The sequence below is a fragment of the Halobacillus rhizosphaerae genome (genome assembly GCF_046719735.1).
In the GTDB taxonomy this organism is placed as follows: Bacteria; Bacillota; Bacilli; order Bacillales; family Halobacillaceae; genus Halobacillus_B; species Halobacillus_B rhizosphaerae.
This window is the reverse complement of the sequence record NZ_JAUTWQ010000021.1, coordinates 44415-68118: the sequence shown is the minus strand read 5'-3', so window position 1 is coordinate 68118 and position 23704 is coordinate 44415. Positions and strand designations below refer to the sequence as shown.

The following is a 23704-nucleotide window of genomic DNA, read 5'->3' as shown; positions in this document are numbered from 1 at the left end:
TATTGAAGCGGAATTTCCGCTCAAAGATATGTTTTTTTCAATACTGCCTGAAGTGTAGATTTCGAGAACAGTATACGGCAAGGGGCGGAGGGGAACGAGGAGACTCCTGTGGGATGTACATGATAGGTGAGATCCCGGAAGGCAAAGCCTGAGGAAGCTCACCACATGCCCTTGGAAAGCGAGTCGTTCCCCGCAGCCTCTATATTCTCATCAAAAGTCTCGAAATCGAGTCTTCTACAATCCTTCACTTTTCTTGAAGTCAAGCAATTGTACTGAAATAGATATACCAATAGGTAACCGAGGAGACTTCATTTGTTTTACAAACTTAATAGTATCGAAAAAAGGAGCGGATACCAGAATGTATAATCAAGTGATGACTCAGTTAGAAGAACTAGGCAGTGAACAGACGAAACGCATTTGGATTAATCACGGTGCCCAGGAACCGATATTTGGAGTGAAAGTAGGCGATTTAAAAAAACACCTGCTTAAAAAAGTAAAAAAAGACCAACAACTCGTTATGGAACTCTATGATTCCGGAAACAGCGACGCAATGTATCTAGCAGGACTAGCCGTCAATCCAACAAAAATGACAAAAGAAGACCTTCGAAAATGGGCAGAACAAGCGAACTGGTATATGCTCTATGAATATACCGTAGCTCAAGTAGCGGCGGAATCTAACTTTGCGCTCGAACTCGCACGAGAATGGATAAACGCTGATGAAGAAGGTCTCAGGACTGCAGGCTGGAGCACGTATGCCAATTACCTCTCAATTACACCGGATGAAGACATTAGTTACGAAGAAGTGGAGAATTTGCTGCATCACATAGAGAAAAGCATTCATGAGCAGCCGAACAGGGTCAGATATGTGATGAACGGGTTTGTGATTAGTACAGGCGGATACTATAAACATCTTCATGAAGAAGCAAAAAGGGTGGCTCAATCGATTGGGAAAATCAGCGTAAACATGGGTGATACCGCTTGTAAAGTACCCGATGCCTATTCCTATATTGAGAAGATGGAAAAGCGCTCTGTGATTGGGAAGAAGCGGAAAACATGCATCTGCTAGTCGTGCAGAAAAATTAAGCAATCAAAAAGCGGCCCATATATGATCGGACCGCTTTAATAACTATTCAAATTTTACATAAAAAGGAAGTTCTGTGTTACCCATTCCTCTCACATAAACAAACAATTGGCCTTTATGATGAATTTCATGATCAAGACCTAATTGAAGAAGCGCGCCAGCTGGAATATCTCTTCCTAACATATGCTTAACATTAAGGACTTCGCTCAGTTGTTCGTCAGAAAGGTCTGTGACTAAACGGATCGTTTCTTCCGTGTAACGTTTCGCACGCTCCGTTAATGGAGTGGTATCCTCTTCACTAAAAAGTGGCTCAGGGTTCTGCTGATGGGCCAGCTGAGCAAATGTGTAAAGGGATTTTAAGATATGATCAGCAAGTTTGTGAGCTTCCATAGATGTTGGTGTTGGCTTGTAATCGTAGTTGTCACGGTCAATTTTTTCAATTAATTGGTTTGTTACTTCCCGGTGAGTCAGAAAGTTATTAATAAATACTTCACTACTTTTCATAAGAGTCAAGTCCTCCTCAATCTAAATTAATCGTGCCACTTATAAAGGTAGCCCTCATAAAGATTAAGGTCAACTAATAGGGATTAGAGGGACAATGGATTCTATAGCAAAAGCTGCCGCAGGGGATCCGATTCTTCATGCCCGTATAAGCATACGGTTTAAAGCTTTTTCCGCTTGAATAGCGATCGAAGACTTCACTTCAATCGTATTATGCGGGTCTCCATTTTCGACCGTTTCTAAGCACCAAGTAAGATGGGGAAGGTCAATCCGGTTCATGGTCAAACACGGACACATGGATGGATTTAACGAAATAATATGCTTATCTTTATGCTCATCTATAATCCGCTTTACTAAATTCATTTCTGTTCCGATCGCCCACGAACTCCCGGGGGGTGCCTGGTTGATCGTCTGAATAATATGGTTGGTGGATCCCGCGTCATCTGATATGGCGACTACTTCCCTTCGGCACTCTGGATGGACGATGATTTTCATGTCGGGATGCTGCTCCCTTACTTTCCTGACATTATCGACCGTGAAGTTCTCGTGGACGGAACAATGGCCTTTCCACAGAATGACTTGAATGTCTTCTATAGATCCTTCAAACAACAGGGCTTCTGTAATAGGATCCCAAACGGCCATTTGGTCTAATGGGACGCCAAGGTTGTAGGCTGTATTTCGGCCGAGATGCTGATCAGGAAGGAACAGGATGCGTTCTTTTTGTTCAAAGGCCCATGTGATCATTTTTTCTGCATTTGAAGAGGTTACGGTCGCGCCGCCGTGTTTTCCGACGAAGGCTTTAATAGCTGCAGTGGAATTTACATAAGTCAGCGGCAGGATCGTGTCGTCAAAATGTTCCTGGAGCTTTTCCCACGCTTTTTCTGTTTGGTTTAAATCAGCCATATCCGCCATTGAACAGCCTGCTCGTAAGTCTGGTAAGTAAACCTTCTGGTCGGCTCTCGTTAAGATATCGGCTGTTTCCGCCATGAAATGGACACCGCAAAACACAATAGCTTCTGCATCAGATTGATTGGAGGATAATTGGGCAAGCTTTAAGGAATCGCCTCTCGCATCAGCGAATTCAATGACTTCATCCTTTTGGTAGTGATGACCAGGAAGGAAAAGTCTGGTTCCCATTCGCTCTTTAACTTGCTGCACTCTTTCTCTTAATTCTTCGTGAGAAAGCTGGTGATACAGATCAGGCATGACCGGTTTACTCGTTTTCAACGTTTCAAATAAGTTCAACGGATCTTCCTCCTTTGTTCTGATGGGCATAAACCTGAACGCTTATATCTAAGGCAGGAACGGAGTGAGTTAAGTACCCCAGCGAAATATAATCCACTCCTGAATCCGAGTAAGAAGCTAGCTGATCTATGGTAATTCCTCCTGAAGCTTCCGTAAGAATCGAAGGAGGGACTAGCTTTACCAGTTCTTTTGTTTCTTCCACAGAACGGTTATCAAACATAATACAATCTACGTTATTGTCGATTGCCTCTAAGACCTGTTCCTTCGTTTCCGTTTCTACTTCTATCTTCACCATGTGGCCAAGCTTGGCTTTTACTAAATGTACAGCTTGCGTAATTGAGCCAGAAAGTGCGATATGATTATCTTTAATCATTACTGCATCATACAGACCGGAGCGGTGATTAAATCCTCCTCCAGTTCGAACGGCATATTTTTCTAGCATTCTTAAACCTGGAGTGGTTTTTCTAGTGTCGCAGATTCTTGTATGGCGGCTGTTTAAAGTTCGTACAGCTGTGTTTGTGAGAGTGGCAATTCCACTCATTCGCTGGAGCAGATTAAGAATGACGCGCTCACCTTTTAGAAGGCTGGATAGGGGCCCACCAGCAACAGCGATGGTATCCCCAGAACTCACAGGGTCTCCGTCTTTTTTCAGCCGTGTCACTTCTACCGTGTCGTCCAATAGGGTATAGCCTGTTTCAATAATGGACACGCCAGAAAGGATACCTGCTTGTTTAGCAGTGAACTGCACCTCACCCGACTTGTTTGACTCGAATATTGAATCACTCGTAAGATCCTGCTCGCCGATATCTTCTATGAAAAAGTTTTCTAACATTTGTTTAAGCTTTAATGTATTCATAGGTTTCATCCCTTTTCATCATCTGTTTGATTACATGGCTATTTCTCCAGTTTTCTTTTTCTTCAGGGAAATCAATGCGATAATGTCCGCCCCTGCTTTCCGTTCTTTGCAGAGCTGAAGTTGTGATTAACCAGGCCGTGAGCAGCATAAATCCAGCAGTCATTTGAGTTCTGGAGAGGAAGGATAAATCCTCACTCGTCCAGGCATTTATGTTAAATGATTCCAACCATTGGATTTGGGAGAGCAGCTGGTGCTCTGTCCGTACGATTCCGGTATTCTTCATCATTCTCTTTCTTAAATCTACTGGATCTGGAATGCTAAACGTCTTAGCGGAATTTTTCACTTTTGCGACTGGACCAGTTCTAAGCTGGGGTTCCATGTTATTAAGGAGCGAGGCAAGCTTCTTTCCATAAACAAGTCCTTCTAGTAAAGAATTGCTGGCCAGCCGGTTAGCTCCATGAATACCTGTGCATGCCACTTCGCCGATGGCATATAAACCGGTTATGGATGTACGGCCGAAAGTGTCCGTTTTTATCCCACCCATAGAAAAATGACAGCCAGGGGCGACAGGAATTCTGCCGTTTTGAAGGTCGATTTCATTTTTCTGGCAAGCGGCAGAGATGGTTGGGAATCGCTCGCTGAAGTTCTTTACTGCAGAAACATCTAAGTAAATGGTTTCTCCTGCTTGCATATGTGAAAAAATAGTTTGCGAGACAATATGACGAGGAGCCAGATCTTTAAGCGGATGAATCCCCTTCATAATGGCTTGATTTCTGCTGTTAACTAGAATGGCTCCTTCCCCGCGTACGGCTTCAGAAACTAGGCCGCCTGTCCGCCCATTCCTATAAATTAATGTAGGGTGGAATTGAACAAACTCCATATCAGCGAGCTCTGCTCCTGCCCGATACCCGAGAGCAAAACCATCACCGGTGGCAGCGGAAGAATTGGAGGTGAGAGAATAGACTTGCCCTCCGCCTCCCGTGGCAAGAACTACATGAGGGGCAGTGTAAGTATGAATGTGCTCTGTTTTATCCTTCGTCTTAACGCCGCAGCATGCCCCATTTTTATCAAGCATAAGCTCGTACACAAATTCCTGGGTGATGACTTGTACGTTGCGTCCAATTTGGTGGATAAGACAATCGATAATATTCCTGCCTGTCTGATCACCGCCGCCATGAACAATCCGGTGGTAACTATGAGATCCCTCTTTTCCTAGCAAAGGTGTGCCGTTCTCATGCAGATCCAAGCTACACCCTTTATCCATGAGCTGTTTGATCATAGCAGGTGCTTGCTTAACGAGTTGAAGAACCGCGGCAGGGTCATTGTGATAGCGGCCAGCTTCCAGCGTATCCTGGTAATGAAATGTCGGATGATCGATAGGGTCTAATGCCGCAGCAATGCCTCCTTGAGCAAGCGAAGAATTACTAGTCGTTAAGGATGACTTTGTGAGAATAATCACATTCAATTCCTTGCGTAAACATCCAGCAAGCTGTAACGCCGCAGCTCCACTGCCAACAATGATTACATCTGCCATTTTCATGAGCCATCCTCCTGTTAACTTTACGTGTGTATTGACACCTATATTTACATAGATTTAAACTTATGACAAGTACTTTATTTGGAAAACACGGAAGGAGAGAGGCTGATGAAGTATTTTGATTACGCAGCCACGTGCCCGATGGACTCCGAGGTGCTGGATACTTTTGTTCATGCCTCGAAAGAATATTTCGGCAATACGAGCAGTTTGCATGATATCGGCTCGAAAGCCCATGATTTGCTTACCCATTGCCGGCAGTCCTTAGCCGACGGGCTGGAAGTTGAACAGGAAGGAATTTATTTTACAAGTGGAGGGACAGAAAGTAATATCCTGGCTATTCAAGCCTTAGCACAAAACGGCAGCAGTAAAAGGATTATCACCTCAGCAGCCGAACATTCTTCCATCCATAATGTGTTAGTAAAGCTTGAAGAGGAAGGGTTCGAGGTCATTAAAATACCGTATACTGCGGAAGGCATCGTTAATCTGGAGAAACTTGAAGATGCTTTGAAGGTTCCGGCAGCTTTGGTTACGATTCAAGCCATAAATGGTGAAATTGGAACTGCACAGCCAGTCAACCAAATAGCTGCGCTCTGCAGGAAACATGGAGTATACTTTCATAGCGACTGTGTTCAGGCTTTTGGGAAAGGCATAGATGTTGCTTTGTTCGACAGCTTTTCTTTGTCGAGCCATAAAATATATGGACCTAAAGGAGTCGGGGCCGTATATATTCGGCCGTCTATTTCCTTTCAATCAGCGATGCCACATGGAACTCATGAAGGCGGGGTTCGTCCTGGGACAGTCAACTTACCCGGTGTGGCCGGTTTTACACAGGCGGCGGCAAATAGTTTACTGCACAGCGAAGAGCACGGAGAGTGGATTTATTCTTTAAAGAAACACTTTATTCGTGCGATGGAGGAGTCTGAAGAGTGGATTGAATGGATTGGGCATCCGCTGCAGCATCAACGCAGTCCAATTCTCGGAATGTGTATAAAAGATATAGATGGACAATGGATGATGCTCGAGTTGAATAGAAAGGGATTTGCGGTCTCCACAGGTACTGCCTGTCAAGCGGGTCAGCAGGAGCCTTCTAAAACACTTCTTTCCATGGGATATACACGAGCTGCTGCTCAAACTTTTCTCCGTATCTCCTTCGGAAAGGAAACTAGTATCGCAGACGTTGAAGCTTTAGCCTCCCAGTTGAAAAGCTTAATTCGTACTAGAAAGGGGAGTCCCCCCTATGAATCTGCAGAGGTCAGATAAGAATGAAATTTTGATTCCATTAAAACGCGTGTCATCAAGATCTTTTTAATCAGATGACACGCGTTTTTTTATCCTTTATGCTTTTTATGAACGTTTAGCTTTTTTGGAGGATTTTTTATTCGTACGTTTTTCTATGATTCTTTTAATAAAAACCGTTTCCATGAGATCACTCTTTTCTAGTTCGTTACTTGCATAATGTTTTCCTGAAATAATGTCTGGTTAAACCTATTTTGATAAATCTTTAAATAGATTTTAGAAGTTTATCATTTCGGAGCTAGTGTTAAATAAGTAAAATCATCGGGAGATTGTATCTGTGAAACAGAATGTATTAGAATAGAGAGAGTAAAAGAGAGGACGTGAACCTTTATGACAACTAATATAAAACTAATTGCTCTAGATATGGATGGTACTCTCGTACATTCAAATGGAGGAGTATCCGAAACGAATTATAAAGCGATACAGAAAGCGAAAGACAAAGGGATTCATGTCGTCCTTAGTACGGGGCGTTCCTTATCAAGATGCCGTGATATTGCTGAATCACTTGGCCGCTCATCTTACATTGTCACGATTAATGGCAGTGAAATCTATAACCATGATTTCGAGCTGGTAGAAAGGAACCCCCTCGATAACAAACACGTACAGCGTTTGTGGGAGTTGAAAAAGGAGCATGGTCTCTACTTTTGGTCTTCCACTGTTCAAGGCCTTTACAATACCTATAACCCTTTTGAAAAAGAGGTAGAAGAGTATGAGTGGCTTAAATTTGGTTTTGACATTGAAGATGATGAAGTAAGAGAAGTGATTTTGCAGGAATTAAATCAAAATAATGAACTTGAAGTGACCAATTCCAGCCCTACTAATATTGAGGTTAATGCCGTGGGAGTTAATAAAGCTTCCGCTCTGCTCAAAGTCAGTAAGTGGCTGGACCTTTCTATGGACCAGGTTCTTGCGGTAGGGGACAGCATGAATGATATCGCAATGATCCGTGAGGCTGGCGTAGGTGTGGCGATGGGAAATGCCCAGGATAAAGTAAAGGAAGAAGCGGATTGGGTGACCGATTCCAATGATGAGGATGGAGTTGCAAAAGCCATAGAAAAAGTTTTGCAGCAATAATGATAGAGCCAGCTCCTTTGTAAAGGGGCTGGCTCTATTTCATTATCCTGAGATACCAAATGATGGTGGCTTAAGGCGGGCAAACCATGTATCTATGATTTAAGCTGGTGGATAGATTGCATCATTAACAGGATGGTAATTCAAGTTTTCCGCTGTCTCTGTATCTAACTGACCGAATCCAAACACTAAAATAAGGGCTAAAGCTCCGCCAGCTAACCAAGCTGAAAGTTTCTTCATCATTATTCCCCCTTTAAATTAGGTAATCATCCGCTTATAATAATCAGAAGCTGACTTATATTTATGCTGACGATAATAGAGGTCGGCAAGTGTTTTTACATAATAGTGAAAGTCATCCTCATCTCCATATCTCTCAAAATAAGGAATGATATGATTCTTTAACAGCTCCTCTATTTCTTGCTGATCAGCTTCTCTAAATTGGCAGGAAAGAAAATTGAACTTAAGCAAGTACTCTTTATTATTTTCACTGCTTGCTATTTCTTTCCCTTGATTAATAGATATGCTTGCATACTCCGTATTATTCATAATCATATAGACCTTGCTTAGAAGAAAGAGCGAACCTAGACAGGCTTGAGGAGAATTACTCCGTATATGCAGCGATTTTTTCAGGTGAATCTCCGCCTCTTCAAACTTCTTCTGATTATAGAGCAAATATCCATAGTTGTGATAGAGCATCCCTTCAAAGGATGGATCAAGGTCATTAATGGGACTATCAATCATTTTCTGGAAATAGGAAGCTGAAAGTTCATATTCCCCAAGTAGATTAAAGTTAATGCCCAGGATCATATAACAATCCATCACTTTTAAATAGTTTAATTCTTCCTGAAATAAAGCTACGGCATCTTCTGCACAGCTATTGGACCGGATTAAACGATTAAGTCTGCTGTAGGCGATGGCCATTTTGTAAGGGAGGTCGCCTCGTTTTCCTTTTCCTTCGAGTGAAAGGGCCAGGTGAAAGGAGGTAAGGGCATCCTTGACCGATGAATAGGAGAGAGCATACGTTCCTTTAATCGTCTCAAAATAGTACCTTTGTTCCTTATCCATGAGCAATAGCTTGGAGTCCAGAAGGGTGTAACATTCCTGAAAGGCAGGCAGGTCTTTTTTAAATAGAAAATAATTCAAAACAAACAGTTCATAATAGAGTTCCATATGATAGTTTTGCTGTTGACTATGAAAGGCAGCCGTTATGAGATGATACATACGGTCTGCTTCCTCTTCATTTCTTTGTTGGATAAAATGATAGAAAGAAAGTAAGTCTTTTCTTAGTTTCAGGGAGTCAGCTTTGTACATTCTCTTTATATCCAAGTTTAACCTGGCACAAAGTTCCAGAAGAATCTCTTCTTTAGGCAGGCGTTTATTATTTTCTAATTGACTCAAGTAGGTAATCGAACAGATGTTTTTCGATAATTGCTCAAGGGTGAGTCCAGATTGTCGTCGGAAGTATTGAATAAGCTGTCCAGCAAGAATAGTCAACCACCTCCTTTTTTAAAAAACATAGGAATGTTTGTTCCATTCGATCATAAACTATAATAATCCTACCCAAGGGATCTAAATTCCTTCCATAGGCCTAAAAAAGCATCGTTATTCAGATGAATAACGGTGCTTTTTTGGCTGGAACCGGGGAGGATTACTTCATGACCGCATACCTGCAACTGTGTTCTTCACTGGAAGTTGGCATTTCTTTATAAGCCTCGTTTGCAAGCGTTTGAAGCTTTTGCCTTAAAGCATGGTTTGAAAGGTCCTGCTCCTGACTCCAAATTTTAGCGGCCAAGCCTGAAATATGCGGGACCGCCAATGAACTCCCGCTCAAGGTTTGGTACCCGCCGTTCATCCAGGTGGATTCAATGGCGGTGGAGGGAGCCCACATTGTTAAATCGTCATCCTCAAACGCAGTATTCAAATTTTTCGTGAGCGGTGATAGGGAGGAAAGGGAGGTATGGCTGCCGGAATTTTTACTTTTTTGAGAGGTGTCTGATTTACTATTTGCTTCCAGAGAAGGGGTTTCTGTGCCGGAAATAACTAAAGCGCCATGCTCCGCAGCATAGGAGACTGCGTCTGAGATGAGAGGATCTTTATGAATTTCTCCAAAGGACATGGAGATGATTACTTTGGTGTTGGCTTCTTCTGCCTGATCCGCTGCGTGGCGGATGGCATAGGCAATGTCATCGGAATAGCCTGTCCCGTTTTTGCCGAGAACCTTATAAGCCCAAAGCTTTGCTCCTGGAGCGATGCCAAATATTCCTAAACCGTCGCATCCCCCATTAGCAAGTACCGTACCAGCGGCGTGGGTACCATGTCCATGTTCATCCAGGAAGTTTTCCTTCTCTACGGGTGAGTCTGCACGGCGGAAATCTTTGCAAACCTCAACATTATCTGCTAGATCTACGTGGTTAATGTAGACCCCTGTATCGAGAATAGCGACCCGGATGCTTTCACCTCCAGAAGCTGATTCTAGCCCAGACTCATTACACACCGCTTTAACGCCCCACGGGGTTTGCTCTTTAGGTAAGGCGGAATTTGGCCCAGAGTGAAGAGTGTCTTCGAGCTTTACTTTAGGAACGAGGCGAATATGATAGTTGTTATTCTGTTTAAGTAATTGGTAGTCTTTCTCTGACACAATTGTCGAAAACCCTTGATCAAAATTCCATCGGACTCCGAATTTTTTCTTGGCACTTTTATGTTTCACTCGCTGCTTTGCCTTGATTAGGACACGGACATCTTTTCTTTTATGATCTTTTTTGGAGAAAACACCAGAGGCAAATTTTGATGTGAACACTAGGAACAATTGACTCAACAAGGGAACACTCTTCACTTTTCTCCACCTCGCTATTTATATTTTCATCCTGAAACTAACTATACAGTGCTTGTCCTAATTGAAAGATCACCCCCTCTCTATAATTAACTGAATATTCTATCTTTAGTGAATATTGTAACACCGTATATACCAGAGGGGTATGGATAAAAAATGAACTAAAGCTATGAATGAAATACATGTTTTTGAGTTTTTTTTTCAACAATCGAAAGGTTATGGCGATGTTAGTTCTCATTCGACAAATCATCCGGCACAGGAGGCGAATGATGGGTGCCAATCGTTAAGTGTCCGCTTAATTCTCTAACGCCGATTTGTTCAATGTTATTAACCGCTTCGAATTTATCCAGATAAAGCTGCTCTACATAAAGGTTGGGAGTGCCTGAACATTCAGTGGAAGCAAGGTGTTCAACGGAACGCTTCAATTCAGCAATTTCATTTTCGAAAAGCTGGAGTCGCTTTGCTAGTTTTCTATTCAACTTCTGGTAAATTCCGCTCATATGGCTCTCAAGTGCTTCAGTCACTGCCCTTTCTAATTCTTTATTAGCAGGAGGAGAGAGAGGGCGATTCCTTTCTTTTTCTCGAAGACGATGCGTTTGAACTTCCTTGGATTGGATGTGCTTGATTTTAGTCTCCAAGTTTTCAATTCTTTGAGTGAGCGACGGCAGGTTTTTTTGAAATAGTGCGATGAGACTCCCCTCCTTCTTTATTCAATTAAAATTCTGCGCTCGGCTTTTTTAATTCTCTTATATCTGACGAGCAGCAAGCCATTGACATATTTCGATTGCAGTGGAGCATTCTCAGGCGGCTCAGGTAAATGCAGAGTTCGGTCAAATTCACCATAAGTTCGTTCATGCTGCACGGTTTCAAAATCCTGCAGCAAAGGAGGAACCTTTCCCCTGATTCTTAACCCTTGCTCGGATAAAGTGAGCTGAATATCTTCTTTTGGGACGCCTGCAAGTTCTATAAACACGTAAACTTCTTCAGCGGTCACATACACGTCAGCAGGCGGGAATAACCGTTTTGATTCTCTATTGTCTAATTCCAAGGCGTGGTCTTCTTTATCAAACACTTGTGTCCAGAAGTCGCCATTCTGGTACTGTTTAGCAATATTCATCCATTGCTGAAGTTTATCCGTATCCATGCCCCCACACCTCCCTCACTATAAATCTTTATCAATATTGACCTCAGAATACTGGGTGTCAATTTTTTTGGGTAAACGTATTTGCAGCTCGTTGTCCCGGTATCTGGCCACTGTTCCTTTTTTGCGAACAAGGGAAGGGAGAGTAATCGTATGAAGATCGCCTTTGTATGGAACTCCTTCAATGATTAATTGGTACGATTTATGATAGATTTTCAGCGAATCCAATGAGCTTGGATCATGAATCGGAATTTTCACATACACATGGTCATGTGAATCAAAAACGGTTTCATTTAACTTTGCTTGTTCCGCACCCATATTTGAAAACCCCATGTTAGAAAATCCCGGCATTTGAGCAAGTCCTTTAGGCATGGAATTCGATAAGACTCCATTCACAAATTTATGAATATCATTCGACTGGGAAGCTTTCATCCATTTATCAACGTCTTCGCCAAAAGGAAATAAAGACTGAAAAGGATTCATATAACTCCTTCTTTCTTAACGCTAAAATTGATTAGTAACGGGCGTTGATGGGTTAAAAATTTGGTCCTGATCCGACACATCTGTATCAAAATAGCTGCTTGCCATACAGGAAGTTGAACAGGAAAGGTCTCCATTAGAAAAGTTTACTCCGATATTTTTTGAGTTTGCGGTGTGACTGTTGTGCACAACCCCGCCAATATCCAGGTTGCCGTTCTGGGTGATTCCGTTGGTCTTTACGTTAAAAATATTAATAACAAATGGCATGAGGTACTCCTTTCTTATTGCTGAGTAGAATTTACATTTGCAGGGTTGCCAATATCGCCTTGATCATTGCCGTCTGGATCAATATATACGTTTTCCATACCTGCACTTGCAGGGGCAGCATCGCCGAAGGAAGAGTTCTGTCCCGTAGTTTTCGAGTTTGCCGTATGAGCGTTATGAAGAGCATCGCCAATGTTAATCGAGCCATTGTTAGAGATGCTGTTTATTTTTATATTGTAAATGTTATTAATGGACGGCATACGTCAAACTCCTCCTCTTCTCCCCATATATCTTGTAATGTATGCGAAAAAAATGGAGAACGTTATAAGAACTTGTTGAAAGCGTTTCCTGAAAAACAGCAGGAATATATCTTACTGAGGAAGAATAACAAAGTATGGAAAAATTTATGGGTCGGGTTATGAAATAGGAGGTTGCCATGAAAGCTTCTTACATACAGGAAGAACATGAAATCTTACGAAAGTCACTGAGGAAATTTTTAAATAAAGAAGCGTACCCTTATTTTGATCAATGGGAGCAGCAGGGGGCGGTTCCGAGAGCTTTCTGGGAGAAGTTAGGTCAGCAAGGGTATCTCTGTCCTTGGCTAAGTGAAGAATACGGCGGAGTCGACGCGGACTTCGGTTATTCGGTTGTGATTAATGAAGAGCTCGAAAAGGTAGGGACAGGGCTGATAGGTATTGGTCTGCACAATGATATCGTTGTTCCCTATTTACACGAGTATGGAACGGATGAACAAAAGAAACGTTGGCTTGCCAAATGTTCATCAGGTGAAATGATTACAGCTATAGCGATGACCGAACCAGGAGCGGGGTCGGATTTGGCCGCGATCCGTACTTCAGCCGATAGAGAAGGAGACTATTATTTAGTCAATGGAGAAAAAACCTTTATTACAAATGGAATACAAGCTGACCTGATTATCGTGGTATGTAAAACAAATAAACAAGCGATTTCTCCTCATAAAGGGATGAGTCTGCTAGTTATAGAAAAGGATACCCCAGGATTTACAAGAGGGAAAAAGCTGAATAAAGTCGGTCTTCACAGCCAGGATACGGCAGAACTCATCTTTGAAGATGCCAAAGTGCCTGTCACAAACCTTCTCGGTAAAGAGGGCGAGGGGTTTTACTACCTAATGAACCAGCTGCAGCAGGAGCGCTTAATCGTAGGAATAGGCGGAATTGCAGCGTGTGAACGAATGATTGAATTAACGGTTAAATATGTAAAAGAGCGGAAAGCATTCGGACATTCTATTGCCTCTTTTCAAAATACCCAGTTCACTTTAGCGGAATTACAAACAGAAGTAGAGATCGGTCGTACGTTTCTTGACCGTACTATAACCGCTCATATGAATGGAGAAGAGGTCGTTAAGGAAGTATCCATGGCCAAATGGTGGATTACAGATCTTGTGAAAAAAGTGGCGTCGTCCTGCATGCATTTGCACGGGGGCTATGGCTATATGGAAGAATATGAAATTGCCAGAAGGTTCCGCGATGCTCCAGTGACCGCCATTTACGCAGGATCTAACGAGATTATGAAGTCCATTATTGCGAAGAAAATGGGACTTAGGTAAGGGGATGAATAAATGAACGAAGTTGTTATTATCGAAGCAGTAAGAACTCCTGTTGGAAAAAGAAATGGTGCTCTAAGCCAAATTAGACCCGATGAGCTGCTCGCCATGGTCCTCAAGGAATTGGTGGAAAGGTCAGGAATTGATGGCAGCGTCGTTGAAGATGTACTTGCTGGCTGCGTATCTCAATCTGGAGAGCAAGGAGGCGATATAGCCAGGGTGGCCGCGTTGATTGCCGGCTTTCCGATAGAGGTCCCAGGAGTCACTATCGATCGGCAATGCGGATCGAGTCAGCAGGCGATTCACTTTGGATCCCAGGCCATAGCGTGTGGCGATATGGACGTAGTGATTGCCGGGGGTGTGGAAAGTATGTCAAGGGTTCCTATGTTTTCAAATATGCAAGGAGCAGCAAGCAGTGATCAATTAACGAATAAATTTGAGATGATTAACCAGGGTCTCTCAGCTGAACGAATTGCAGAACGGTGGGAATTAAGTAAACAAGAGCTTGATGAGTACGCGGTAAGCAGTCATCAAAAAGCGTTACAGGCCATAGAAGAAGGACGATTCTCCAAAGAACTGATGGACGTAGAGGCACCTCTAGAGGATGGAAGCTTGACAACGGTGACGAGGGATGAAGGTCCACGGCCGGGGACAAATATACAGGCACTTGCCCAATTGAAACCTGCCTTTAAAGAAGGAGGAAGAATTACAGCGGGCAATGCCAGCCAAATGAGCGACGGAGCGGCGGCAGTACTATTAATGTCCAGGAGCAAAGCTGAATCACTCGGTCTGAAACCAAGGTTCAGGGTAGTGGCGCGGTCTGTGGTCGGTTCAGATCCCACGATAATGCTGACTGGCCCCGTCGCTGCTACACAGAAAGTTTTGCAAAAGGCCGGACTGAGCATCAATGATATAGATCTCTTTGAAGTCAATGAAGCTTTTGCGCCGGTGCCCTTGTTCTGGCTGAAAGAAACGGGAGCGCCCCCTGAAAAATTAAATGTGAACGGAGGCGCCATTGCACTCGGACATCCGCTGGGAGCTACGGGTGCCAAACTGATGACTACTTTGATGCATGAATTGGAGAGAAGCAAAGGACGATATGGACTGCAAGCGGTGTGTGAAGGTTTAGGGATGGCAAATGCGACGATCATTGAAAGGCTGGAGGATTAAAGCATGGATTTAAATGACGTGATTGCAATTGTGACAGGAGGAGCTTCTGGATTAGGAGAAGCCACTGTTCGCACCATTGTTTCTAGAGGAGGAAAAGCAGTTATAGCGGATCGCGATATTGAAAAAGGGGAGAAATTAGTCCAGGAACTTGGTCCGCAAGTTTTATTCCAAGAGGCAGATGTTACTTCTGAAAGAGAAGTTGATCATATGATTACATTGGCACTAGAAAAATTCGGACTAATTAATACGGTTATCAACTGTGCAGGAATTGTCATTGCTGAAAAAGTTGTTGGAAAAGAGGGTCCTCATGCTCTTGCCTCTTTTACTAAAGTAATCGAAGTCAATTTAATAGGAACCTTTAACGTGATACGGCTGGCAGCAAAACGAATGGAAGAAAATGAGCCCAATTCGGAAGGCGAACGGGGTGTAATCATTAACACAGCATCCATCGCTGCATTTGAAGGACAGATCGGCCAAGCGGCCTACAGCGCTTCCAAAGGGGGAGTAGCTAGCATGACTCTTCCTCTCTCGCGGGAACTTGCCCGCTATGGTATTCGGGTGATGACGATCGCTCCTGGGGTATTTGAAACCCCTATGTTTGAAATTCTGCCTGAATCAGCCAAGCAAGCTTTAGGAAATTTAACTCCTTTCCCCAACCGCCTGGGTAAGCCCTGGGAATACGGGAAGTTAGCAGTCAGCATCATTGAAAATGTCATGTTGAACGGGGAGGTGATCCGTCTCGACGGAGCGATACGCATGCAGCCGAAATAACTGTCTGTAGGAGTCGGTCAGGTTTTGTGTCAAATCATACAAAGGAGTCGATAAAAAAATGGGACCAAATTTGAGAAGTATGTTTGAGCAAACGGTGGCAAAGTATCCAGAAAAAGAGGGCTTAGTGGATTCTCGTCTCGGAATTAGATGGACATACCACCAGTGGGACTTAGAGGTAAACCAGCTGGCTAATGCTCTCAGAGAAGCCGGGGTGGAAAAAGGCGATAAAGTATCAACGGTATTGTTCAATACTGCAGAATTTGCTACCACTTTATTTGCTTGTATGAAAATAGGTGCGATATTTAATCCAATTAATTTCAGGCTTTCCTCCAAAGAAATAGAGTTTATTATAAATGACGCTGAACCAAAAGTCGTAATGTTTGAAAAGGCAACATCCGAACAAATGAAGCCGTTAATCAAAGACCCGGCTGTCATGCAATTCTGGTCGATCGATGAGCACGACCTCGCAAATGTCCTGAATTATTATGAGCAGATGGACCAGGTTTCTAATAGAAGACCAGATTGTAACTTAGACGAAGACGATATTTATGCCCTTATGTATACGTCTGGAACTACTGGCATGCCAAAAGGCGTGATTCATACGCATAGAGATATGATGGACCAAGCACTTATTATGGCGGCATGCTTAAGACTGACGAATGAAGACAGAGGGTTATCCGTCGCTCCGATGTTTCATTGTGCTGAATTGCATTGTGCGTTTTTCCCTCGCGTGCTGATCGGAAGTACCACGGTCGTTCTTCATCATTTTGAAGCGGCAAAAGTTATTGAGACAGTGCGGGAAGAGCATGTTACCACATTCTTTGCTGCTCCAACGATGTGGAACATGATGATCCAAGAAAACTTCAACAAGGAGGACTTCCAAACTCTTCGTCAAGGACTATACGGAGGAGCTCCTATGGCACCTGCTTTAACCACGAGGCTCCATGATGTGTTAGGAATACAGTTAATTCAGGCCTATGGTATGACAGAGATGGGGCCGGCAATTACAACCTTATCTGAAGAAGATCAAGTAACTAAAGCTGGGTCTGCCGGCAGGTCGCTGCTCAATCATGAAGTCAGGGTGGTACGAACGAGAGAGGGCTGGCCATCAGAGCCTGAAGATATTTGCAAGCCGGGTGAACTTGGTGAAATTATCGTGAGGGGGCCCAGTATGATGCCGGGTTATTATAATCGACCCGGGGATTCTCACGAGGCGCTTTTTAAAGGGTGGTATCACTCTGGAGATATTGGCACCTACGATGAAGATGGCTTTCTCTGGGTAAGGGACAGGCTGAAGGATATGATCATTTCAGGGGGAGAGAATATTTATTCCCGAGAAGTGGAGGATCTCTTATTTGAGCACCCCGGGGTCCTCGATGCCGCAGTCGTAGGAGAACCAGACGAAACGTGGGGAGAAACAGTGACAGCCTATATAGTTAAGAAGGATGAATCCTTAGATGAAAAAATTCTCGATGAATTCTGTGCCTCGAGTGATAGCTTAGCGAGATACAAACGACCGAGGCGATATGAATTTGTGGAGGAATTGCCCAGAAATGCAAGTGGAAAGCTGCAGAAGTTTAAACTGAGGGAGCGGTCAGCTAGCGTATTAGAATGACACTGAGAAGGCTCGGGACTATGTTCCGAGCTTTTCTTGTGGAATGAGTTAATTTGCAGTTGCAGGTCAAAGTCAGAACTAAGATATTACATTAATTATTCTACGAAAAAATGAGTTGCTCTTTAACTAGGTTTTCTTGTTCTCTAATACTTGATTTCGAGGCTTTATTGCGTGTTGAAAGTCCTGCGGGGGACGACTCGCTTTCCGTGGGCATGCGCTGAGCTTCCTCAGGCGATGCCTTCCCGGATCTCACCTGTCATGTGCATCCCACAGGAGTCTCCCCGTCCCCCTCCGGACTTATTGCCGGGTGATTCTCTCGAAATCATCCAAGGTGTCCACATATATAAAGAAGTGGGAATCTTAATGTTGTTCTCGTGTTACTTACAGGAAGAAGTATCTTATTTAGCCCACATCTATTGATATTTCCCCGACCTCTACTCACTTTTAAAAATAACGGAATTCTCAAGACGTCTCGAAACGATGTCTTCCAGATAAGGGATCTGTACGGTGGGAGGAAGTACTAGAATTATCTTGGCACTTATGCGTACTTATTAAAATTTTAAAGGAGACTATTAAGAGTGAAATTATTTCCCGGGCAATATTCGACAGAACCAAGACTATTTCACCGAAAGTGACTTCATAACCTCCACAGGTTGAATTTGACGCTTTCGAGAATATTCATAAAAAGGACAACCATACTCTTTCACTCGGTCAACAACATTGAAAATCGTAAAATCAGTGGGGTGTAATGTTTCATTTACTTCCTCCCAATACACGGGAGCAGCGACAGTTGCCTCTTTAGTAGCTCGCGGGGAGTAAGGAGCAACAATCGTTTTTCCTTCCGCATGCTGAATATAGTCAAGGTAAAGACGGTTTCCCCGGTTTTTTTTAAGCCGTTCAATGGTGAATAGCCTGGGTTCTTCCTTTACTAAAAGACGGACTAAGCCTTCAGTGAACCTTCGTGTTTCTTCATAACTCATGCTGCCTGGCATAAGAGGAATATGAATTTGAATACCTTTATTTCCGGAAGTTTTCACAAAACTATGCACTTCCATTCGATCTAAAAGATGCTTGAGCAACTGAGCTGCCAGTATCGCTAATTGAAAGTGTTCTCTATCGGGTGGATCAAGGTCAAAGACAATCTCATCAGGAAAAGCTGAATCCACTGTTTGAAAAGGAATATGGTACTCTAAAGCCCCATGGTTCCCCATCCATAACAAAGATCGCAAGTTATTAGCTAAAATAAAAAATTCCTCTCCCTCTTGCCAGGATTGAATATAGTCGGGGGCGTAGTCTGGCAGATGTTTTTGGTAGAAGGATTTTTCATGAATCCCATCCGGGTAGCGAATGAGAGTGATTTTTTTGTTATTTAGTAATGGAAGCTGGTAGGGTGAAATCTGCCGTAAATACAAAAGATAATCAAGTTTAGTAACTTCCGGCCATAGTTTCTTATCGGGTTTCGTAATTTCTGCATCTTCAGGCATTAAGGCTAGGTCGTATTTAACTTTTTCAGCTGTGCATTCCTCGTGAGAAAGATCAAAGCGAAAATCAGAGAATAAAGGCTCTCGCAATTCTCCATCTTTTGCTCCTAAGCAATGGAGGTCGACACAAATACTCGGATCCAGCGTCCATCTTTGACCAGAGTTTTTTCCGTTTTTCTTATAGAAGGCAGTCAGCGTTTGTGCCTCCTCTGCTGTTAGCCCGTGTTTAAAAGATCCGAGGGAGCTTTCTTTTTTCCCCGTCCATATGTTCGCGTGGTAGTAGCCATTATTTGCATGAAAATCACTGAGAAATCCTGACACCGTCCGCCACTGCTTTATTTTCAGCCATTGTTTTGATCTTTTCCCTTCCTGATAGGTGCTATGTTTGTTTTTTGCTACAATCCCTTCAGCTAAATGAAGAAAGGCAAGCTCTTTAATTTTATCGAGTTGATTAAAATCTTCCACGTATTGAAGACGGGGGGAGGATACGCTTTTTACAATGGTTTTCAATGCTTTTTTCCTTTGATCATAAGTAGCTGAAGGGGTTATCTGCATGTCAAAGGCCATGAAGGTAGCGGGACGCTTCAGCGAGGCAGCTTCAATTTTCGTTTTACTTTTCAATCTTCCTCTATGCTGCAATAAAGAAAAGTTGGCTTGGTATGGGGTGTTTAATATCGTCAGCTCTCCATCAAGTTGAATAGGGAGTTCAGGTTTGTCCGTGTTTTTGGCTATCTCTAAGATCTCTGGAAACTGGTCTGAGAGATTTTTTCCATTTCGGCTGGTGAGGGTAATTCCATCCACTGTCCATTGTAAAATGGCACGGAAACCGTCGTACTTTATTTCATACGCCCAGTTTTTACCACGAGGAATTTCTTCAGACATAGTAAGCAGCATTGGTTTCATTGTTGGAAAGCCTCCCTTTTTAATGATTATAGTTTTTAACATCCTTTAGTTTTTAATCATATTTGTATGGATTTAACAAAAGCTATAGCTAAAGGAGTGAGCTATATGCATACGATGTGGAAAGGGACGATCAGCTTTGGACTGGTCAATATACCAATTAAGCTTCACGCCGCAACTGAAAATAAAGATATTAAATTGAGACAGCTGCACAAAGAATGCCAATCACCCATTGAATATAAGAAGCGCTGCCCCATTTGTGATCGTGAAGTAAAGAAAGAAGAAATTGTGAAAGCCTATGAGTACGCTAAAAATAAGTTTGTGGTGCTTGATGAAGAGGACCTAAGTGACTTGAAAAAGGAACAGGAAGACAAAGCAGTAGAAATTCTCGACTTTGTGAAATTAGAGGAAATCGATCCCATTTATTTTGAGAACAGCTATTATATTTCTCCTAATGAAGGAGGAACGAAAGCTTATGGATTACTGCGGGAAGCACTGGGGGAGACAGGGAAGATTGGTATTGCAAAAATCATTATCCGTTCTAAAGAGCAGCTTGCGATTGTCAGAGTTTATGAAAATACACTGCTTATGGAAACCATTCACTTCCCGGATGAAGTACGAAATGTGCAGGACGTTCCGAATGTACCAGCAGAGACCGAATTAAGTAAAAAAGAATTAACGACTGCCATTTCATTGATCGACCAGCTTACAGCGGAGTTTGATCCAGAGAAATATAAAGATGAGTACCGGACAGCTCTAATGGAGCTTATCGAAGCGAAGAAGAATAACGAAGAAGTCACCACGGCTAAAGTAAAACCAAAGCAACCGAACGTCACAGATTTAATGGATGCCTTAGAAAAATCATTAGAAAGCACCAAAGGAACAAAAAAGAAGACAACCCGTCGGAAAACGACAGCAAAAACGAAGAAAAAAACCTCTTAAAAGTGCGCTGTAAAAGGATTTTGTCGGACGAACCGCCTGTATTTTTTCCTTGGATTGTAGTATAATATATAGTAGATCACTATGGTCGGAGGTATGTAAATGAGTGAGCGTTCAGAAGAGCAGGCAGAAACGATGATGCGTTCCGCAAAAGCTTCTATGGCAATAGAAGGTTTTTGCCTGAATCGAAAGCAGGAATCTTTAATATTAAAACGTCTGACCGGTGCCATAACTCATAACGAATTTGTAAAGCGGGCTTTGGAATTATCACGTCATGCCTAATTCAAGGTATGGGGGAGGATCCTCCCGCTATTGTTATAGGGGCACAAATATATTAATTAATCATTACGACATTATGGATGACAAGCAGCTGGAAAGCATGGAAACCATTCTTGCGACTCAGCGTTTGTCAGAGCTTCAGGAACATCCTGTTACAGGAGACTTTGACCTGCGGCATTTGCAGAGAATCCACGAAATTCTGTTTAAGGATTTATATCCCTTTGCGGGAGAACTGCGAACAGAAAACATAACGAAGGATGGGTTTTCGTTTGCCCAGGCTTCCTTTATCAAATCGTCGGCAGATACATTGTTTGGCCAATTAATTGAAGAGGATTGGGAGAAGATGAGTCAGGAGCTTCTCGCCAATCGCTTGGCTTACTACATGGCAGAATTGAATGTGCTTCATCCCTTTCGAGAAGGAAATGGGAGAAGTTTGCGGGAATATATCCGCTGCTTAGCGCTTGAAGCGACTTATGAATTGAATTGGGCAGCAAGACCGAAAGAAGAGGTATTGAAGGCAAGTATAGAGTCGGTGAGGGATTTTGCTCCTCTGGAGAAAGTAATTAGTCAGTCCTTAACCCCTCTGAACTAAACAGAGCTGGATAAAAGAATACGATTCATTCGAAGACCCGAACCATTATTATATTGGTTCGGGTTTTTCGTAGTTAGAAATAATATAGGGATGTTACATTAGTCGCAGTACTTTTGGAATTGAAGGATATGATCGATCTTCTTCGTATTTAAGAGCATTTTGCCGTACTCTCCAATATATAGACCATGTTAAGAAATGTAGACTGATATTCACCCTTATGCCCGAAAATAGAGGTTGCCGAAAGAATGGAAGAAGCGTAGCATTTTAAGTCGATTCAAACAATAAAGGTTTTTAAATAGATTGAGGAGGATTTTGAATTATGTGTGGAATATTCGTTTCCATGGGTGAAGTGAATGCCGAACAAATGGATGAGGTTTTAAACCTTTTGCATCATCGCGGCCCAGATGAAGGGAAGTCTGTTCTATTAGACAATGTCAACTTAGGACACCGCCGTTTATCGATCATCGGACTAGAAGACGGAATTCAGCCGATTCACAATGAAACGGAAGACCAATGGATAGTATGTAACGGGGAAATATACAATTATGCATCGATCAAGGAACAGCTGGAGCAAGAAACGAATTTCCTGACCCACTCCGATAGTGAAGTTGCGCTAAAATTAGTGGAAACTAAAGGTGTGGAAGCGATCGATCAACTGGATGGAATGTTTGCCTTTTTTATTGCGGACCAAAAAAATCAAAGCTTTATTGTTGCGAGAGATACTCTAGGAATTAAGCCATTGTATTACGGAGTGGATGATGAAGGTAAATATGTATTCTCTTCTGAGCTTAAGGCGATTTATAAATTTGTAAAACAGGCCCACGAGTTTCCTCACGGTCATTATTTCACCCCGGAAAAAGGGTTTGTCTGCTATCGGAAAATCGAATCTCCTGATTATGAATTCAGTAAAGAGCAATTAAGTGATGTCAATCATCACATTCGTCAAACTATGGAGATTGCTGTGCAGAAACGTCTGATTGCAGATGTTGAAGTAGGAGTCTTACTGAGCGGGGGTCTGGATAGCAGTTTAATCGCGGCGATTGCTAAGAAGTATCAACAGGGACAACTTAAATCATTTTGTGTAGGGGCAGAAGGCAGTGCAGATGTCATTAATGCCAGAAAGGTTGCGGAATCCCTCGGGACGGAGCATTATGAATATATTTATAAACAGGAAGAACTTATTGAGGCCGTTTCCGATGTGATTTATCATTTGGAATCCTATGAGCCATCTCTCGTGCGAAGTGCGATTCCTAACTATTTTGTATCAAAACTTGCTTCTGAGCATGTGAAGGTGATTCTCTCTGGTGAGGGTGCTGATGAGTTATTTGCTGGGTATGCCTATATGGAAAACTTCCAGGATACGGCTGCCTTAAATAAAGAGATCATCCGTATTTTAAATACGCTGCACCACGTGAATCTTCAACGGGCAGATCGAATGAGCATGGCCCATTCTCTGGAATTGCGAGTGCCGTTCCTAGACTTGGACGTTGTAGAAAATGCATTGCGGATCCCTGCTGATTTGAAGATTCATAAAGCAGATCGCATGGAAAAATGGCTGCTGCGAAAAGCCTTTGATGGTGAAATCCCAGAGGAAGTACTTTGGAGAAAGAAAGCGGAGTTCTCTGAAGGCAGCGGAGCTCTCGATTTATTAGATTCTTACGCTGAAAAAACGATATCCGATGAAGAGTTTGCTTCGATACAAGCGGAAGCTGCTGTGGAAGTGCGTTCTAAACAAGAAGCCTTTTATTATCAAATCTTTAGAAAACATTTCCCGCAAACTTCCATGTTAAAAACGGTTGGCCGCTGGGCGACGGCATAGATTTATAACTGGACCTAAACTTTAATGAACATGCAGGCGGACGGCTGGTATGCCTTCCTTTCGCATAAGTCACCGGGGGTTTTCCCCGCTGGAATATTAAATCCGAACGATGATGAAGTGTTATCGAAATTCTTCCATCATCGTTCGGATTTTCTTTTGTCTGATTCAAGGTTTCTAGACGTTTCAACAGAAAGTACACAGCCGGTTTCCCCTCGTAAGTGAAATTCCTTCGCGCCCTTTCCTGTTTTTATCCA

At 42.8% G+C, this 23704-nt stretch carries 24 protein-coding genes; 11 read left to right on the top strand and 13 right to left on the bottom strand.

Annotated elements, in window-relative coordinates:
* Positions 1-358: 358 nt before the first annotated feature.
* Complete coding sequence (locus Q7A53_RS18035; RefSeq protein WP_411790593.1) at positions 359-1066, top strand: DNA alkylation repair protein; 708 nt, start codon at positions 359-361, stop codon at positions 1064-1066.
* A gap of 60 nt (positions 1067-1126) precedes the next feature.
* On the opposite strand, the gene Q7A53_RS18030 is transcribed toward Q7A53_RS18035, so the two are convergent.
* From Q7A53_RS18030 to nadB, 4 genes are all read right to left on the bottom strand, one after another.
* Positions 1127-1585: a DinB family protein gene (locus tag Q7A53_RS18030; RefSeq protein ID WP_411790592.1), complete on the bottom strand. Its 459-nt coding sequence runs from the start codon at positions 1583-1585 to the stop codon at positions 1127-1129.
* Between the two features lie 135 nt (positions 1586-1720).
* A complete protein-coding gene (nadA, locus tag Q7A53_RS18025; protein WP_411790591.1) occupies positions 1721-2827 on the bottom strand; it encodes a quinolinate synthase NadA in 1107 nt (368 codons plus the stop codon).
* Positions 2814-3683: a carboxylating nicotinate-nucleotide diphosphorylase gene (gene nadC, locus Q7A53_RS18020; RefSeq protein ID WP_411790590.1), complete on the bottom strand. Its 870-nt coding sequence runs from the start codon at positions 3681-3683 to the stop codon at positions 2814-2816. The genes nadA and nadC overlap by 14 nt, the downstream gene beginning before the upstream one ends.
* Positions 3664-5223 carry an L-aspartate oxidase gene (gene nadB, locus Q7A53_RS18015; protein WP_411790589.1) on the bottom strand — a complete coding sequence of 520 codons (1560 nt, stop codon included), beginning with the start codon at positions 5221-5223 and terminating at the stop codon, positions 3664-3666. The genes nadC and nadB overlap by 20 nt, the downstream gene beginning before the upstream one ends.
* Positions 5224-5328: 105 nt before the next feature.
* On the opposite strand from nadB, the gene Q7A53_RS18010 reads away from it, so the two are divergent.
* Both Q7A53_RS18010 and Q7A53_RS18005 read left to right on the top strand, forming a co-directional pair.
* Positions 5329-6480 carry an IscS subfamily cysteine desulfurase gene (locus Q7A53_RS18010; RefSeq protein ID WP_411790588.1) on the top strand — a complete coding sequence of 384 codons (1152 nt, stop codon included), beginning with the start codon at positions 5329-5331 and terminating at the stop codon, positions 6478-6480.
* Between the two features lie 366 nt (positions 6481-6846).
* Positions 6847-7590 carry a Cof-type HAD-IIB family hydrolase gene (locus tag Q7A53_RS18005; RefSeq protein ID WP_411790587.1) on the top strand — a complete coding sequence of 248 codons (744 nt, stop codon included), beginning with the start codon at positions 6847-6849 and terminating at the stop codon, positions 7588-7590.
* A 99-nt stretch (positions 7591-7689) separates the two neighbouring features.
* Here the strand turns inward: Q7A53_RS18005 and Q7A53_RS18000 are convergent, their stop codons facing one another.
* The 8 genes from Q7A53_RS18000 to Q7A53_RS17965 all read right to left on the bottom strand — a co-directional run bounded on the left by Q7A53_RS18000 (position 7690) and on the right by Q7A53_RS17965 (position 12562).
* The gene (locus tag Q7A53_RS18000) at positions 7690-7827 is read right to left on the bottom strand and encodes a hypothetical protein (RefSeq protein ID WP_411790586.1); all 138 of its coding nucleotides are present in this window, start codon (positions 7825-7827) and stop codon (positions 7690-7692) included.
* An 18-nt stretch (positions 7828-7845) separates the two neighbouring features.
* On the bottom strand, positions 7846-9081 hold the full coding sequence (locus Q7A53_RS17995; protein ID WP_411790585.1) for a helix-turn-helix domain-containing protein: 1236 nt from the start codon (positions 9079-9081) through the stop codon (positions 7846-7848).
* Between the two features lie 154 nt (positions 9082-9235).
* Complete coding sequence (locus tag Q7A53_RS17990; protein WP_411790584.1) at positions 9236-10420, bottom strand: S8 family peptidase; 1185 nt, start codon at positions 10418-10420, stop codon at positions 9236-9238.
* A gap of 224 nt (positions 10421-10644) precedes the next feature.
* Positions 10645-11055, bottom strand: a complete 411-nt coding sequence (locus Q7A53_RS17985; RefSeq protein WP_411790583.1) for a hypothetical protein — start codon at positions 11053-11055, stop codon at positions 10645-10647.
* 68 nt (positions 11056-11123) lie between these two features.
* Positions 11124-11561, bottom strand: coding sequence for an Hsp20/alpha crystallin family protein (locus Q7A53_RS17980; RefSeq protein WP_411790582.1), 438 nt, complete (start codon positions 11559-11561; stop codon positions 11124-11126).
* Positions 11562-11579: 18 nt separating this feature from the next.
* The gene (locus Q7A53_RS17975; protein WP_411790581.1) at positions 11580-12041 is read right to left on the bottom strand and encodes an Hsp20/alpha crystallin family protein; all 462 of its coding nucleotides are present in this window, start codon (positions 12039-12041) and stop codon (positions 11580-11582) included.
* 21 nt (positions 12042-12062) lie between these two features.
* Complete coding sequence (locus tag Q7A53_RS17970) at positions 12063-12305, bottom strand: spore germination protein (protein WP_411790580.1); 243 nt, start codon at positions 12303-12305, stop codon at positions 12063-12065.
* 14 nt (positions 12306-12319) lie between these two features.
* Positions 12320-12562: a spore germination protein gene (locus Q7A53_RS17965; RefSeq protein WP_411790579.1), complete on the bottom strand. Its 243-nt coding sequence runs from the start codon at positions 12560-12562 to the stop codon at positions 12320-12322.
* Between the two features lie 176 nt (positions 12563-12738).
* Between Q7A53_RS17965 and Q7A53_RS17960 the strand changes: the two genes are divergently transcribed.
* Genes Q7A53_RS17960 through Q7A53_RS17945 form a run of 4 tightly spaced genes read left to right on the top strand, consistent with a single transcriptional unit; the run spans position 12739 to position 17440 of the window.
* On the top strand, positions 12739-13887 hold the full coding sequence (locus Q7A53_RS17960; protein WP_411790578.1) for an acyl-CoA dehydrogenase family protein: 1149 nt from the start codon (positions 12739-12741) through the stop codon (positions 13885-13887).
* A gap of 12 nt (positions 13888-13899) precedes the next feature.
* Positions 13900-15054, top strand: coding sequence for a thiolase family protein (locus Q7A53_RS17955; protein ID WP_411790577.1), 1155 nt, complete (start codon positions 13900-13902; stop codon positions 15052-15054).
* Between the two features lie 3 nt (positions 15055-15057).
* Positions 15058-15825 (top strand): 3-hydroxyacyl-CoA dehydrogenase, encoded by a 768-nt coding sequence (locus tag Q7A53_RS17950; RefSeq protein WP_411790576.1) that lies wholly within the window; start codon positions 15058-15060, stop codon positions 15823-15825.
* Positions 15826-15883: 58 nt separating this feature from the next.
* Entirely contained in the window at positions 15884-17440 is a 1557-nt protein-coding gene (locus tag Q7A53_RS17945) for a long-chain-fatty-acid--CoA ligase (RefSeq protein WP_411790575.1), read from the top strand.
* Positions 17441-18057: 617 nt separating this feature from the next.
* Here the strand turns inward: Q7A53_RS17945 and ligD are convergent.
* Positions 18058-19824: a DNA ligase D gene (gene ligD / locus Q7A53_RS17940; protein ID WP_411790574.1), complete on the bottom strand. Its 1767-nt coding sequence runs from the start codon at positions 19822-19824 to the stop codon at positions 18058-18060.
* Between the two features lie 105 nt (positions 19825-19929).
* Here ligD and ku point away from each other — a divergent pair, with 105 nt between their 5' ends.
* From ku to asnB, 4 genes are all read left to right on the top strand, one after another.
* Positions 19930-20763 (top strand): non-homologous end joining protein Ku, encoded by an 834-nt coding sequence (ku, locus tag Q7A53_RS17935; RefSeq protein ID WP_411790573.1) that lies wholly within the window; start codon positions 19930-19932, stop codon positions 20761-20763.
* A 99-nt stretch (positions 20764-20862) separates the two neighbouring features.
* Positions 20863-21042, top strand: a complete 180-nt coding sequence (locus Q7A53_RS17930) for a hypothetical protein (protein WP_411790572.1) — start codon at positions 20863-20865, stop codon at positions 21040-21042.
* The gene (locus tag Q7A53_RS17925; protein WP_411790571.1) at positions 21035-21631 is read left to right on the top strand and encodes a Fic/DOC family protein; all 597 of its coding nucleotides are present in this window, start codon (positions 21035-21037) and stop codon (positions 21629-21631) included. Before Q7A53_RS17930 ends, Q7A53_RS17925 begins: the two co-directional genes overlap by 8 nt.
* A 319-nt stretch (positions 21632-21950) precedes the next feature.
* Positions 21951-23450 (top strand): asparagine synthase B, encoded by a 1500-nt coding sequence (gene asnB / locus Q7A53_RS17920; protein WP_411790570.1) that lies wholly within the window; start codon positions 21951-21953, stop codon positions 23448-23450.
* Positions 23451-23704: the final 254 nt, after the last annotated feature.

What these genes read in the sequence shown, in the direction of transcription:
- asnB (WP_411790570.1), top strand. Translation starts at nt 21,951, where the DNA reads ATGTGTGGAATATTCGTTTCCATGGGTGAAGTGAATGCCGAACAAATG.
- Q7A53_RS17950 (WP_411790576.1), top strand. Translation starts at nt 15,058, where the DNA reads ATGGATTTAAATGACGTGATTGCAATTGTGACAGGAGGAGCTTCTGGA.
- Q7A53_RS17975 (WP_411790581.1), bottom strand. Translation starts at nt 12,041, where the DNA reads ATGAATCCTTTTCAGTCTTTATTTCCTTTTGGCGAAGACGTTGATAAA.
- Q7A53_RS18035 (WP_411790593.1), top strand. Translation starts at nt 359, where the DNA reads ATGTATAATCAAGTGATGACTCAGTTAGAAGAACTAGGCAGTGAACAG.
- Q7A53_RS17980 (WP_411790582.1), bottom strand. Translation starts at nt 11,561, where the DNA reads ATGGATACGGATAAACTTCAGCAATGGATGAATATTGCTAAACAGTAC.
- Q7A53_RS18005 (WP_411790587.1), top strand. Translation starts at nt 6,847, where the DNA reads ATGACAACTAATATAAAACTAATTGCTCTAGATATGGATGGTACTCTC.
- Q7A53_RS17970 (WP_411790580.1), bottom strand. Translation starts at nt 12,305, where the DNA reads ATGCCATTTGTTATTAATATTTTTAACGTAAAGACCAACGGAATCACC.
- Q7A53_RS17945 (WP_411790575.1), top strand. Translation starts at nt 15,884, where the DNA reads ATGGGACCAAATTTGAGAAGTATGTTTGAGCAAACGGTGGCAAAGTAT.
- Q7A53_RS17925 (WP_411790571.1), top strand. Translation starts at nt 21,035, where the DNA reads ATGCCTAATTCAAGGTATGGGGGAGGATCCTCCCGCTATTGTTATAGG.
- Q7A53_RS18000 (WP_411790586.1), bottom strand. Translation starts at nt 7,827, where the DNA reads ATGAAGAAACTTTCAGCTTGGTTAGCTGGCGGAGCTTTAGCCCTTATT.
- Q7A53_RS17965 (WP_411790579.1), bottom strand. Translation starts at nt 12,562, where the DNA reads ATGCCGTCCATTAATAACATTTACAATATAAAAATAAACAGCATCTCT.
- Q7A53_RS17960 (WP_411790578.1), top strand. Translation starts at nt 12,739, where the DNA reads ATGAAAGCTTCTTACATACAGGAAGAACATGAAATCTTACGAAAGTCA.
- ku (WP_411790573.1), top strand. Translation starts at nt 19,930, where the DNA reads ATGCATACGATGTGGAAAGGGACGATCAGCTTTGGACTGGTCAATATA.
- Q7A53_RS17955 (WP_411790577.1), top strand. Translation starts at nt 13,900, where the DNA reads ATGAACGAAGTTGTTATTATCGAAGCAGTAAGAACTCCTGTTGGAAAA.
- Q7A53_RS18010 (WP_411790588.1), top strand. Translation starts at nt 5,329, where the DNA reads ATGAAGTATTTTGATTACGCAGCCACGTGCCCGATGGACTCCGAGGTG.
- ligD (WP_411790574.1), bottom strand. Translation starts at nt 19,824, where the DNA reads ATGAAACCAATGCTGCTTACTATGTCTGAAGAAATTCCTCGTGGTAAA.
- Q7A53_RS18030 (WP_411790592.1), bottom strand. Translation starts at nt 1,585, where the DNA reads ATGAAAAGTAGTGAAGTATTTATTAATAACTTTCTGACTCACCGGGAA.
- nadC (WP_411790590.1), bottom strand. Translation starts at nt 3,683, where the DNA reads ATGAATACATTAAAGCTTAAACAAATGTTAGAAAACTTTTTCATAGAA.
- nadB (WP_411790589.1), bottom strand. Translation starts at nt 5,223, where the DNA reads ATGAAAATGGCAGATGTAATCATTGTTGGCAGTGGAGCTGCGGCGTTA.
- Q7A53_RS17930 (WP_411790572.1), top strand. Translation starts at nt 20,863, where the DNA reads ATGAGTGAGCGTTCAGAAGAGCAGGCAGAAACGATGATGCGTTCCGCA.